The following is a 13,389-nucleotide window of genomic DNA, read 5'->3' as shown; positions in this document are numbered from 1 at the left end:
AAAAGGACCACCATGTCCATTCTCGTCGACAAGAACACCAAGGTGCTCGTGCAAGGCCTGACCGGCAAGACCGGCACGTTCCATACCGAACAGGCGCTGGCCTATCACGGGACAAAAATGGTCGGCGGCATCCACCCGAAGAAGGGTGGCGAGACGTGGGCCGGTGCCACGGGCGAGAGCTTGCCGATCTTTTCCACCGTCGCTGAAGGCAAGGCGAAGACCGGTGCCAATGCGTCTGTCGTCTATGTGCCGCCGGCGGGCGCCGCTGAGGCGATCCTGGAAGCGATCGAAGCCGAGATCCCGCTGATCATCTGCATCACCGAGGGCATCCCGGTGATCGACATGATCAAGGTCAAGGCGCGGCTCGACCGCTCGACATCGCGGCTGATCGGTCCCAACTGCCCCGGCGTCCTGACCCCCAACGAATGCAAGATCGGCATCATGCCCGGCAACATCTTCCGCAAGGGCTCGGTCGGCGTTGTTTCCCGCTCGGGAACGCTTACCTATGAGGCAGTGTTCCAGACCACCAATGTCGGCCTCGGCCAGACCACCGCCGTCGGCATCGGTGGCGACCCCGTCAAAGGCACGGAGTTCATCGACGTGCTGGAGATGTTCCTCGCCGACGACGAGACCCAGTCGATCATCATGATCGGCGAGATCGGCGGCTCGGCCGAGGAAGACGCCGCGCAGTTCCTCAAGGACGAAGCCAAGCGTGGCCGCAAGAAGCCGATGGCCGGTTTTATCGCCGGGCGCACGGCCCCGGCCGGCCGCACCATGGGTCATGCAGGCGCAGTCATCTCCGGCGGCAAGGGCGGCGCCGAGGACAAGATCGCGGCGATGGAATCGGCCGGGATCAGGGTATCGCCGTCGCCGGCTAGGCTCGGCACGACCTTGGTTGAAGCGATTAAGGGTTAAGGGAGTAGGGGAGTAAGGCAGTAAGGCAGTATGGGAGTAGGGGAATAGGAAGAACGGGACGAACGACGGCAAGTGCCTACTTTTCCCTACTGCCCTACTCCCTTACTGCCCTACTCCCCTCCCAAAAACAGGAGACGGAGCGCAGCCTCCGCTGAAAAAAATGGCAAGACAAGATCAGGCCAACGACCAGTTTTCGCTTACCTCTTTCCTCTATGGCGGCAATGCCGACTATATCGACGCGCTCTACGCCGCCTATGAGGACGATCCCGCTTCGGTCGACCCCGAATGGCAGGATTTCTTCGCGGCGCTGAAGGACGACGCCGGCGATGTCCGCAAGAATGCCAAGGGAGCCTCATGGGCCAAGCCCTCGTGGCCGCTGCAGGCCAATGGCGAACTGGTCTCGGCGCTCGACGGCGATTGGGGCATCGTCGAGAAGCACATCGAGAAGAAGGTCCAGCACAAGGCGGTGATGAACGGCGTCACCCTGTCCGATGCCGACGTGCATCAGGCGACGCGTGATTCCGTGCGCGCCATCATGATGATCCGCGCCTACCGCATGCGTGGCCATTTGCACGCCAATCTCGACCCGCTCGGCATCGCCAAGCTCGAGGATTACAACGAGCTGTCGCCGGAAAATTACGGCTTCACCGCCGCCGACTACGACCGCCCGATCTTCCTCGACAATGTGCTCGGGCTCGAATTCGGCACCATCCGGCAGATGCTCGACATCCTGACCCGCACCTATTGCTCGACGCTCGGCGTCGAGTTCATGCATATTTCCGATCCCGAGGAGAAGGCCTGGATCCAGGCGCGCATCGAGGGCACCGACAAGGAGATCTCCTTCACCGCCGCCGGCAAGAAGGCGATCCTGCAGAAGCTGGTCGAGGCCGAAGGCTTCGAGCAGTTCATCGACGTCAAGTACAAGGGCACCAAGCGCTTCGGCCTCGACGGCGCCGAGGCGCTGATCCCGGCGCTCGAGCAGATCGTCAAGCGCGGCGGTCAACTCGGCATGAAGGAGATCGTGCTCGGCATGGCGCATCGCGGCCGGCTGAACGTGCTCTCCCAGGTGATGGCCAAGCCGCATCGCGCCATCTTCCACGAGTTCAAGGGCGGCTCGGCCGCTCCCGACGAGGTCGAGGGCTCGGGCGACGTGAAGTACCATCTCGGTGCTTCGTCGGACCGCGAGTTCGACGGCAACAAGGTGCACCTGTCGCTGACCGCCAATCCCTCGCATCTGGAAATCGTCGATCCGGTGGTGATGGGCAAGGCGCGCGCCAAGCAGGACTCTCTGTTCGGCCGCAGTCGCGAGGAGATCGTGCCGCTGGAAGAGCGCGCCAAGGTGCTGCCGCTGCTCCTGCATGGCGACGCCGCCTTTGCCGGCCAGGGCGTGATTGCCGAAATCCTCGGCTTATCGGGCCTGCGCGGCCACCGCGTCGCCGGCACGCTGCACGTCATCATCAACAACCAGATCGGCTTCACCACCAACCCGCGCTTCTCGCGCTCGTCGCCTTATCCGTCGGATGTCGCCAAGATGATCGAGGCGCCGATCTTCCACGTCAATGGCGACGATCCGGAAGCCGTGGTCCATGCCACCAAGGTGGCGATCGAATTCCGCATGAAGTTCCACAAGCCTGTCGTAGTCGACATGTTCTGCTACCGCCGCTTCGGCCACAATGAGGGCGACGAGCCGGCGTTCACCCAGCCGATCATGTACAGCAACATCCGCCGCCACAAGACGACGGTGCAGATCTATGCCGACCGGCTGATCGCCGAGGGCCACCTCAGCCAGGCCGAATTCGACAAGATGAAGGCCGACTGGCGGGCACATCTCGAGCAGGAATTCGAGGTCGGCCAGCACTACAAGCCCAACAAGGCCGACTGGCTGGATGGCGCCTGGTCGGGCCTGCGCACAGCCGACAACCAGGACGAACAGCGGCGCGGCAAGACCGCCGTGCCGGTCAAGACGCTGAAGGAGATCGGCAAGAAGCTGACCGAGGTGCCGAAGGAGTTTGCTGCCCACAAGACGATCATGCGGTTTCTCGAAAACCGCCGCCAGGCGATCGAGTCGGGCGAAGGCATCGACTGGTCGACGGCCGAGGCGCTGGCTTTCGGCGCCATCCTGCTCGACGGCAATCCAGTCCGGCTGTCTGGCCAGGATTCGGAGCGCGGCACGTTCTCGCAACGCCATTCCGTGCTCTACGATCAGCGCGACGAGACACGCTACATCCCGCTCAACAATCTGTCGGCGGCACAGGCCGGATTCGAGGTCATCAACTCGATGCTGTCGGAAGAGGCCGTGCTCGGCTTCGAATATGGCTACAGCCTGGCCGAGCCGAAGGCGCTGACGCTGTGGGAAGCGCAGTTCGGCGATTTCGCCAACGGCGCCCAGGTGGTGTTCGACCAGTTCATCTCGTCGGGCGAGCGCAAGTGGCTCAGAATGTCGGGCCTCGTCTGCCTGTTGCCGCATGGCTATGAAGGCCAGGGGCCGGAACATTCGTCGGCCAGGCTCGAGCGCTTCCTGCAGCTTTGCGCCGAAGACAACATGCAGGTGGCCTACTGCACGACGCCGGCCAACTACTTCCACATCCTGCGCCGGCAGTTGAAGCGGGATTTCCGCAAGCCGCTGATCCTGATGACGCCGAAGTCGCTGCTGCGCCACAAGCGGGCGGTGTCGACGCTGCCGGAGATGTCGGGCGAAAGCGCGTTCCACCGGCTGTTGTGGGACGATGCCCAGCAGCTCCCCGGCCAGGCGATCAAGCTCACCAAGGATTCGAGGATCCGCCGCGTCGTGCTCTGCTCGGGCAAGGTCTATTACGACCTCTACGAGGAGCGCGAGAAGCGCGGCATCAACGACATCTACCTGCTGCGCGTCGAACAGCTCTATCCGTTCCCGGCCAAGGCGCTGATCACCGAACTGTCACGCTTCCGCAACGCCGAGATGGTGTGGTGCCAGGAGGAGCCCAAGAATATGGGCGCCTGGTCGTTCATCGATCCGTATTTGGAATGGGTGCTGGCGCATATCGACGCCAAGCACCAGCGGGTGCGCTATACCGGCCGGCCGGCCGCGGCGTCGCCGGCGACCGGGTTGATGTCGAAGCATCTCGCCCAGCTTGCCGCCTTGCTCGAAGACGCGCTCGGTGAATAGGACAGAGTTCGGCGAATAGAACAGAACCGACAGAAAAACGGACAGGCACAATGGCTACCGAAATCCGCGTCCCCACTCTTGGCGAATCCGTCACCGAGGCGACCATCGGCAAATGGTTCAAGAAGGTGGGCGATGCGATCGCCACCGATGAGCCGCTGGTCGAGCTCGAAACCGACAAGGTAACGGTCGAAGTGCCGGCCGCGGCCGCAGGGACGCTCAGCGAGATCGCCGTCAAGGAAGGCGAGACGGTCGAAGTCGGCGCTTTGCTCGGCATGATTTCGGCGGGCAACGGGGCAAAAGCGGCAGCACCCGAACCCGCGAAGGCGTCAACGTCCGAACCGAAGCAGGACGCGGTATCGCAGGCCTCGGCGCCGACTGCCGCATCCACCGTCAAGCAAGCCGCGGCCGAGACCGCCAAGATCGCCGGCGATGCCGGGCCGATCGAGGCGCGCGCGATGCCGCCGGCGCCAGCGGCGGCGAAGCTGCTGGCCGAGAGCAATCTCGCGGTCGATCAGGTCTCGGGCTCCGGCAAGCGCGGCCAGGTGCTCAAGGGCGACGTGCTCGACGCGATCGCCAGGGGCGCTCCGTCGCAGCCGTCCGAGACGCCAAAGGCCCCCGCGCCGGTCGCCGCCCGTGCGCCGTCCCCGGCCGACGACGCGTCGCGCGAAGAGCGGGTGCGCATGACCAAGCTGCGGCAGACGATCGCGCGCCGCCTCAAGGAAGCGCAGTCGACCGCCGCCATGCTGACTACCTTCAACGAGGTGGATATGAGCGCGGTGATGGCGCTCAGGACCAAATACAAAGACGTGTTCGAGAAGAAGCACGGCGTGAAGCTGGGCTTCATGGGCTTCTTCACCAAGGCCGTCACCCATGCGTTGAAGGAAATCCCTTCCGTCAATGCCGAGATCGACGGCACAGACATCATCTTCAAGAACTACGCCCATATCGGCGTCGCCGTCGGCACCGAAAAAGGCCTCGTCGTGCCGGTGGTGCGCGATGCCGACCAGATGGGAATAGCCGAGATCGAGAAGGAGATCGGCCGGCTGGGCGTCGCCGCGCGTGACGGCAAGCTTTCCGTGGCGGATATGCAAGGAGGCACGTTTACGATTTCCAACGGCGGCGTTTACGGTTCGCTGATGTCGACGCCGATCCTCAACGCGCCGCAGTCGGGCATCCTGGGCATGCACAAGATCCAGGAGCGGCCGGTGGTGGTCGGCGGCCAGATCGTGATCCGGCCGATGATGTATCTGGCGCTCTCCTACGATCACCGCATCGTTGACGGCAAGGAAGCGGTGACCTTCCTGGTGCGGGTCAAGGAAAGCCTGGAGGATCCGGAACGGCTGGTGCTCGATCTCTAGGCCCGGTCGAGGTGAGCCGGAGAATGGATCTGCGCCACCGAATGAGTTCCTCTCGTTTGCACTCCGGAATGTTTTTCACGCTGTGCGCGGCCGGCGTTGCGCAGACGGGATCGGCAGCCTTTGCCGCATGCCCGCTCGAGCTCGCCGTCTATGGCGATGCCGAAAGTGCGGCCGAGATTGATTTCAGGCCGACGGGGGGATCGGCTGTCGTCACCAACACCTTCAAGATGGTGCTCGACAACGGCGTCGTGCTCGACGGCATCGTCATGTGGACGCAAGGCGTGGCGCGGCCGCATGGTTCGCTGATGTACAAATGCCCGACAGGCGATGTCACCGGCGACGAGCTCGCCGCCTGCACGCTATGGGAAGGGGTCGTCTACAGTGCTGACGACAAGGGCAACATCGCCCTGCTGCCGGCCGAAGGCGTCGACGCGCCGAAGACCCTGATCTTTCCCGACCTCGGACCGTCGCTACAGATGTCGGCCGCCTATGGCGCCAACGGGTTTTCAAAACTGCCGTGGGACGTTTTTTCGTTGAAGGGCTGTCAGGAATGAGCGCGCCCAAAAAAGTGCTGCTGGTGACCGGCGGCGGTCGCGGCATCGGCGCCGCCACATCTAAACTTGCCGCCAAGGCCGGATACCGTGTCGCGATCAACTATGCCTCGAACGAGGCTGCTGCCGCAGCGCTTGTCGAGGCGATCGAGCAGGATGGCGGCGAAGCGCTGGCCATCAAGGGCGACGTCGGCAGCGAGGCCGATATTCAGGCGATGTTCGAGAGGATCGATCGCGCCTTCGGGCCGCTCGATGCACTCGTCAACAATGCTGGCGTGGTCGACCAGAGGGCGCGTGTCGACGAAATGAGCGGGGCAAGGCTGGAGCGCATGATGCGCATCAACGTCATTGGCTCCATGCTGTGTGCCCGCGAAGCGGTGAAGCGCATGTCGACCAGCCATGGCGGCAAGGGCGGCGCCATCGTGAATGTCTCCTCGATTGCAGCGAGAATTGGCGGGCCGGGCGAATATGTCGACTACGCTGCCTCGAAGGGCGCGATCGATTCCTTCAATATTGGCCTGGCGCGCGAGGTGGCCGGCGAAGGCATTCGCGTCAACGCGGTCAGTCCAGGGATTGTCGATACCGAAATTCATGCCTCCGGCGGACAGCCGGATCGCGTCGAGAGGATGCGTCACGGCGTGCCGATGCAAAGGGCTGGGACCACCGAAGAGGTCGCCGCGGCAATTCTCTGGCTCCTGTCGGACGGGGCGTCCTATACGACAGGCGCGAATTTGGAAGTGGGCGGCGGCCGCTAGAGCGGGATGCGTTCAAATTGAACTAGGCATCCCGCTCTATCTATTTGTTTTAGTCGCATTTCTGCGACGCCAAGTGGTTCCACTTGGCTGCAAAATGCTCAAATGCCAGCCAAGGCTGAGTGCCAGACCAGAAGGACAAATCATGGCTTATGACGTCGTTATCATCGGATCGGGACCAGGCGGCTATGTCTGCGCCATCAAGGCGGCACAGCTCGGCCTGAAGACGGCGGTGGTCGAGAAGAACGCGACCTTCGGCGGCACCTGCCTCAATATCGGCTGCATCCCGTCCAAGGCGCTCCTCCATGCCTCCGAGATATTCGCCGAGGCCGGTCATTCCTTCGACACGCTGGGCGTCGAAATCGGCGCGCCGAAGCTCAATCTGGAGAAGATGATGGCGCACAAGGACGCGACGGTGGCGTCCAACGTCAACGGCGTCGCCTTCCTGTTCAAGAAGAACAAGATCGACAGCTTTCGCGGCACCGGCAAGGTCCTGTCCGCCGGAAACGTGTCGGTGACCGGCGAGGACGGCAAGGTCGAGGAGATCGAGACCAGGAACATCGTCATCGCCACCGGCTCCGACGTCGCCGGCATTCCGGGCGTCAAGGTCGACATCGACGAGAAGGTAATCATGTCGTCGACCGGCGCGTTGTCGCTGGGCAAGGTGCCGGGCCACCTGGTGGTGGTCGGCGGCGGCGTCATCGGGCTGGAGCTCGGCTCGGTATGGGCGCGGCTCGGCGCCAAGGTGACCGTCGTCGAGTTCCTCGACACCATTCTCGGCGGCATGGACGGCGAGGTCGCCAAACAGTTCCAGCGCATGCTGTCCAAGCAAGGCATCGAATTCAGGCTCGGCGCCAAGGTGACCGGTGTCGCCAAGGTCAAGAAGGGCGCCACCGTCACCTTCGAGCCGGTCAAGGGCGGCGCGGTCGAGACCATCGAGGCGGAAGCGGTGCTGATCGCGACCGGACGCCGAGCCTATTCGGACAATCTCGGGCTGAAGGAGGCCGGGGTCGAAGTCGACGAGCGCGGCCGCGTCAAGACCGACGGCCATCTCAAGACCAATGTCCCCGGTATCTACGCCATCGGCGACGTCATCGCCGGGCCGATGCTCGCCCACAAGGCCGAGGACGAGGGGGTGGCGGTGGCCGAGATCATTGCTGGCCAGGCCGGCCATGTGAATTACGAGGTGATTCCGAACGTCGTCTACACCAGTCCGGAAATCGCTTCGGTCGGCAAAACGGAGGAAGAGCTGAAGGCGGCCGGCATCGACTACAAGGCCGGCAAGTTTCCGTTCAGCGCCAATGGCCGGGCGCGCGCCATGCTGCACACCGACGGCTTCGTCAAGATCCTGGCGGACAAGCAGAGCGACCGCGTGCTCGGCGTCCATATTGTCGGCTTCGGCGCCGGCGAGATGATCCACGAGGCGGCGGTGCTGATGGAGTTCGGCGGCTCGTCGGAAGATCTTGCCCGCACCTGCCACGCCCATCCGACGATGTCGGAAGCGGTGAAGGAAGCGGCACTGGCGACCTTCTTCAAGCCGATTCACATGTAGGCCTTCCCAAGGAACTCCGGCAGCCATCTGACGGCTCAAAGCAAAACGGCCCGCTTTTCAGCGGGCCGTTCGTATTTGGAGTCAGCAGCCGATCACTGCGGGGCTGGTGCGGGCGCCGGGGCAGGCGCTGGCTCTGCAGGCGCCGGAGCAGGTGCTGGGGCAGGCGCCGGAGCAGGCTCTGCGGGTGCCGGAGCTGGCGCAGGCTCTGCAGGTGCCGGGGCTGGCGCAGGCTCTGCCGGAGCAGGCGTCGGTTCCGCGGGCGCTGGCGCCGGGGCCGGCGTGGTTGCAGCCGGCGGTTCACCAGGCTCTGGCGCCTCACCGCTTGTTCCAAAAATATAGTAAGCGACAATGGCCAGGATAACGACGACCAGGGCAATCAGCCAGCCGGTGCTGCCGCCACCCGACTTGGGAGGGGGGGTCGGAGTGGTGTACGGGTCGTTTGGATTCGCCATAAAAGTGTCCTCCGTGGGATGAAAAGTATCAATCAACACACATCAACGCGCAATCGTTGAACAGGTTTCACGCTAGGAATCGAAAACGCCGAAAACAGGGCAATCTTCGCCTTGAATCGTTGGACCGCATGCACTTTCTTCGCAAATTTCGCAGCGATCGAGCCAAAACGAGCCTTTCAACCTCTCTGTACTATGACAAGCCTTCCGTGATTCGTGAAGGCATCGCCCGGAATGACGTCTGCCGGGTCTGCAACTCGACCGTGCAACTCAGTCGACGGCAGTGACAGTGTAACCGGCCTTGCGGAAATCCTCGACCAGGCCCTCCGCGCCAGGGAGGTGCAGGGCGCCGACCGCCATGAACACGTTGCCCTTGGCGAGGATCGGCCTGGCATGGTCGATCATCATCTTGTTGCGGCTGGTGATCATGATTTCCTCGAAGGCGGCATAGCTTGCCGAATCGTCTTCGTCGCCGGGAAGGACGGCACGAAACAGCGGCCAGAGCATGCCGGTGTCGCCGCGCTGGTAAAGCACGATCATGGTTTCATTGACGTCATTCACCCTGTCGCCGAGCTTCAGCGTGTCGACGAGGCCCTTCATGTGAAAAGCGAGCGGCAGCGAGGCCATGGCGCGAAGCTGGTCGGCGACGGTCTCTAACCCATCGACGGCCTTGCCTGAGGCTTTGGCGTCCTGCGCGAGCTTGATGTCGAGCACCGGCGCGCCGCCGGCCTGGCGGGCCAGTTCACAGGCCGGGAGCGCGACCATGGTCGACAGCATCCACGGTTTCATCTTGGCGACACTCGCCGGCGGGATGCCGCGCGCGTCGAGCGCCTTGTTCACCGCCGCCGCATCGTCCCGCGACAGCAGCGAGGACAGCGTGGTGCTGTCGGTGAACATCATCAGCTCCGGCTCTTTCAGGAACGCCGCCATCATCTTCTGCTGATCGAGCACCTCCGTGGTCTCGATGACGACAGTGTCGGCAGCGTCAAAGGCCTTTTGCGCGGCGGGCGGCAGCGTGGTCACGCGCGGGTCGGTCATGTGCATGGTGCCGAACAGGAAGGATGGCCTTTCGCCCGCCTTTTCCAGTTTCCACAACAGGCCCTTGCCGTTCAGTGTTGCGGCCGCTTCCGTCTCGATCTTGCGGTAGGTGGCGGGGTCGTCCTTCTGCAAGGTCGACAGCATGTCGGCGCCGGCGCAGACCGGGGTTTCGGCGCGCGCCTTGCCGGCGGCGAGCAGCGCGATGATGAGGAAAGAGAGAAAAAACAGGACGTTGAGCGCCACGAGCAGCTTCAACGACGCAAGGGCCGTGCGGTCGGCGATGGTAATGACGTGTTTCATGGCTCGCTTTTAGAGACAAAGAACGGCGAAACGGTTAACCGGCGCGGCAAAATTGTCTCGGACATCGTTCCACGGCGCATATCCTGGCTGCAACTTTGCGAAATCATGCGTCGGCTACGCCCTCGGGTGGGCCGCTTCATAGATTTCGAGCAGCCTCGCGGTGTCGACGCCGGTATAGATCTGCGTCGTCGACAGGCTGGCGTGGCCCAAAAGTTCCTGGATGGTGCGCAGGTCGCCGCCGCGCCCAAGCAGATGTGTGGCGAAGGAATGGCGCAACGCATGCGGCGTGGCGGTGTCCGGCAGATTGAGCGCCGAGCGCAGCTTGGCCATGTCGCGCTGGACGATGGCCGGGTTGAGCGGGCCGCCGCGGGCGCCGCGAAACAGCAGGCCCTTCGGATCGAGATGATAGGGGCAGAGCCGCCGGTATTCGGCGATCGCCCGCAGCGCGATCGGCAACACCGGCACCAGCCGTGTCTTGCCGCCCTTGCCGGTGACGCGTAGCACCGTTTCATCAGGCGACGACAGATCGGCGCCGGACAGGCCGAGCGCCTCGGAAATGCGCAGGCCCGAGCCGTAGAGCAGCGTCAGCACGGCGGCGTTGCGGGCGGCGATCCACGGCTGCTCCGCCAACTGGCCTTCCACCGAAACGACGTGTTTCGCATCACTGGCCGTCAGCGGCTTGGGCAGCGACTTCGGCTGCCGTGGCGCGCGCAGTGCCGCAGCACCCGCCGCATTGACGAGGCCGCGCCGCTCCAGAAAGCGCAGCAGCGAGCGGATGCCGGCCAGCCCCCGCCCGAGCGTGCGCGCGCCGGCGCCCCCGGCGCGGCGGGCAGCGAGAAAGCCGCGCAGATCGGCCGGGCGCAGAGCGGCGATATCCGAAATGCCGGGCGAGCCGCCGCAATGGCCGGTCAGGAAGTGCAGGAACTGGCGCGTGTCGCGCTCATAGGCTTCCACGGTTTCCGGCGACAGCCGGCGTTCGCGCGCCAGCATCTTCAGCCAGCTTTCGCGGGCCGCCTGAAGGTCTGGTTTGGCCGGGATGAGGAATTCCTGCATTGCGCTCTTCCGATATGCCGTTCTTCCAATATTCCGTTCTTCCAATTCTGGGCCATCTTCCGGCAGCCGGGTTAGGAAGCGGTGAAGAGCCGCGTCATTGAAATGACAAGAGCGTGGAGCTAGAGCAAGGCAAAGGATTTTTCCACCGATGACCAAACCGCAAAACCCCGTCCAGATGGCCGTGATCGGCGCCGCCCACGGCATCAAGGGCGAATTGCGCGTGAAAACCTTCACCGGTGATCCGCTGGCGCTGGCCGACTACGGGCCGCTCTATGCCAGGGACGGCCGCGCCTTCCAGATCGTCGACATCAGGCCGGCCAACACCGTCGTCGTGGTGCGCTTCAAGGGCATCAGCGACCGCAACGCCGCCGAGGCGCTCGCCGGCACGGAATTGTTCGTCGACCGCTCGGTGCTGCCGGACGACGGCGAAGAGGACGAATTCTATCATGCCGATCTCGTCGGGCTGGCGGTCCGCGACGATACCGGTGCTGACATCGGCAAGGTCGTCGCCGTGCATAATTTCGGCGGTGGCGATATTCTCGACGTGACGTTGGCGGGGCGCAAAGGCGTGCTGATCCCGTTCACGCAGGCTGCCGTTCCTGACGTGTCGATCAAGGACGGCTTCGTCCGCATCGATCCGACGGCGGCGGGCTTGATCGATGACGAAGACAGCGATGCTCCCGGCCGCGATGGTTTCGACCCGAAGGGCAGGCCGCGCGGGCCGAAGGACGCCGGGGGCAACCGGTGAGTTTTTCCGCCTCGGTGCTGACGCTCTATCCGGAGATGTTTCCCGGCGCACTCGGCGTGTCGCTGGCCGGCCGGGCGCTGGAGGCCGGCACATGGTCGCTGGGAGCAATCCAGATCCGCGATTTCGCCACCGACCGCCATCGCACCGTCGACGATACGCCGGCCGGCGGCGGCGCCGGCATGGTGATGCGCGCCGACGTTTTGGCCAAGGCGATCGACCATAGCTCGCCACCGGGCGATCCACGGCCACGGCTGCTGATGAGTCCGCGTGGAAAACCGCTGACGCAGGTGCGTGTGCGCGAACTGGCCGCCGGGCCGGGTGTCGTCATCGTCTGCGGCCGCTTCGAAGGCGTCGACCAGCGGGTGATCGACGCGCGGGGGCTGGAGGAGGTCTCGGTCGGCGACTTCATCCTTTCCGGCGGCGAGCCGGCGGCGCTGGTGCTGCTCGACGCTGTGGTTCGGCTGTTGCCCGGCGTGATGGGCAACGTGGTGTCGGGCGATGAAGAGAGCTTTGAAAACGGCCTGCTCGAACACCCGCACTACACGCGGCCGCAGGAATTCGAGGGCCGGCAAATCCCCGAGGTTCTCACCTCGGGCAATCACCAGAAGATCGCCGCATGGCGACGCGCCGAATCGGAAAGATTGACGAAAGAGCGGCGGCCGGATCTGTTGGCCGCTCACCCCCTGGTGAAATAGTAAAAGGCCAGGAACACGCCGACCCCGACGACGAAGCCGCGCACGGCAATTTGCGGCACGCGCTTGGCGATCCAGACGCCGGCATAGCCGCCCAGCGCGCCGCCCGGTATCATGACGATCGCCTGCCGCCAGGCGATGACGTCGCCGGAGACGAAGACCAGGATGGCTACTGCCGCGATGACCACGGCCAGCAGGTTCTTCAGCGCGTTGAGGCGGTGATAGTCCCCAGCCTGGGTGAGGCCGAGCGTCGCCAGCATCATGACGCCCATGCCGGCGCCGAAGAAGCCGCCATAGACGGCGGTGGCGAACTGCGCCAGGGAACCGACCAGCGAACCCGTCGCGGCCTCACGGCCCGGCTTGGGCGCCGGCTTCAGCCACGGCCCGGCGGCGAACAGCGCGGTTGCCGCCAGCAGCAGCCAGGGCACCAGGACGCGGAACGACGGATTGTCGAGCGCCAGAAGGATGAGCGCACCGGCCAGCGCGCCGAAAGCCGAGACAAGGCCGAGCAGCAACGCTGTGCGCCAGAAATGCTTGATGTCGGACCAGTAGGCGAGCGTCGAAGTGATGTAGCCGGGAAACTGCGTCAGCGACGAGGTGGCGTTGGCGACGATCGGCGGCAGGCCGACCAGCGACATGGCGCCAAAAGTTATGAACGTCCCGCCGCCGGCTATGGCGTTGACGGCACCTGAGAGAAAGCCCGCGAAAAAGAGCAGGGCCGCATCGAGAACTGGCATGGAGGTGTTGCCGCCGGAGGAAAGTCACGTTCTGCCCGGCTTAAAAAGCTTGGCCCTTCGACGCAACCCCCTGCGCTGAAAGATTGCCGCTGAAAGATT

General features: G+C 64.2%; 11 protein-coding genes. 8 read left to right on the top strand and 3 right to left on the bottom strand.

The window, feature by feature from the left end; genetic code table 11:
• Positions 1-12 precede the first annotated feature (12 nt).
• From sucD to lpdA, 6 genes are all read left to right on the top strand, one after another.
• Positions 13-915 carry a succinate--CoA ligase subunit alpha gene (gene sucD, locus BQ8794_RS22950; protein WP_077380911.1) on the top strand — a complete coding sequence of 301 codons (903 nt, stop codon included), beginning with the start codon at positions 13-15 and terminating at the stop codon, positions 913-915.
• A 160-nt stretch (positions 916-1,075) separates the two neighbouring features.
• On the top strand, positions 1,076-4,060 hold the full coding sequence (locus BQ8794_RS22945; protein ID WP_077380910.1) for a 2-oxoglutarate dehydrogenase E1 component: 2,985 nt from the start codon (positions 1,076-1,078) through the stop codon (positions 4,058-4,060).
• 50 nt (positions 4,061-4,110) lie between these two features.
• Positions 4,111-5,418: a 2-oxoglutarate dehydrogenase complex dihydrolipoyllysine-residue succinyltransferase gene (odhB, locus tag BQ8794_RS22940; protein WP_077380909.1), complete on the top strand. Its 1,308-nt coding sequence runs from the start codon at positions 4,111-4,113 to the stop codon at positions 5,416-5,418.
• Between the two features lie 68 nt (positions 5,419-5,486).
• Positions 5,487-5,972, top strand: a complete 486-nt coding sequence (locus BQ8794_RS22935; protein ID WP_077380908.1) for a hypothetical protein — start codon at positions 5,487-5,489, stop codon at positions 5,970-5,972.
• Positions 5,969-6,724: an SDR family oxidoreductase gene (locus tag BQ8794_RS22930; RefSeq protein WP_077380907.1), complete on the top strand. Its 756-nt coding sequence runs from the start codon at positions 5,969-5,971 to the stop codon at positions 6,722-6,724. The genes BQ8794_RS22935 and BQ8794_RS22930 overlap by 4 nt, the downstream gene beginning before the upstream one ends.
• A gap of 142 nt (positions 6,725-6,866) precedes the next feature.
• On the top strand, positions 6,867-8,273 hold the full coding sequence (lpdA, locus tag BQ8794_RS22925) for a dihydrolipoyl dehydrogenase (RefSeq protein WP_077381022.1): 1,407 nt from the start codon (positions 6,867-6,869) through the stop codon (positions 8,271-8,273).
• A 719-nt stretch (positions 8,274-8,992) separates the two neighbouring features.
• Here the strand turns inward: lpdA and BQ8794_RS22915 are convergent.
• Both BQ8794_RS22915 and BQ8794_RS22910 read right to left on the bottom strand, forming a co-directional pair.
• Complete coding sequence (locus BQ8794_RS22915) at positions 8,993-10,060, bottom strand: TraB/GumN family protein (RefSeq protein ID WP_077380906.1); 1,068 nt, start codon at positions 10,058-10,060, stop codon at positions 8,993-8,995.
• A gap of 114 nt (positions 10,061-10,174) precedes the next feature.
• Positions 10,175-11,113 carry a tyrosine recombinase XerC gene (locus BQ8794_RS22910; protein ID WP_077380905.1) on the bottom strand — a complete coding sequence of 313 codons (939 nt, stop codon included), beginning with the start codon at positions 11,111-11,113 and terminating at the stop codon, positions 10,175-10,177.
• Positions 11,114-11,261: 148 nt separating this feature from the next.
• On the opposite strand from BQ8794_RS22910, the gene rimM reads away from it, so the two are divergent.
• Together rimM and trmD are read left to right on the top strand one after the other, a co-directional pair.
• Positions 11,262-11,861, top strand: a complete 600-nt coding sequence (rimM, locus tag BQ8794_RS22905; RefSeq protein ID WP_077380904.1) for a ribosome maturation factor RimM — start codon at positions 11,262-11,264, stop codon at positions 11,859-11,861.
• Complete coding sequence (trmD, locus tag BQ8794_RS22900; RefSeq protein ID WP_077380903.1) at positions 11,858-12,556, top strand: tRNA (guanosine(37)-N1)-methyltransferase TrmD; 699 nt, start codon at positions 11,858-11,860, stop codon at positions 12,554-12,556. The genes rimM and trmD overlap by 4 nt, the downstream gene beginning before the upstream one ends.
• Here trmD and BQ8794_RS22895 read toward each other — a convergent pair.
• On the bottom strand, positions 12,538-13,290 hold the full coding sequence (locus BQ8794_RS22895; protein WP_077380902.1) for a sulfite exporter TauE/SafE family protein: 753 nt from the start codon (positions 13,288-13,290) through the stop codon (positions 12,538-12,540). The genes trmD and BQ8794_RS22895 overlap by 19 nt on opposite strands.
• Positions 13,291-13,389: the final 99 nt, after the last annotated feature.

The sequence above is a fragment of the Mesorhizobium prunaredense genome (assembly GCF_900156895.1).
GTDB classification, from domain to species: domain Bacteria; phylum Pseudomonadota; class Alphaproteobacteria; order Rhizobiales; family Rhizobiaceae; genus Mesorhizobium; species Mesorhizobium prunaredense.
The sequence above is the reverse complement of the archived record's forward strand: the minus strand, read 5'-3'. Positions and strand labels throughout refer to the sequence as shown.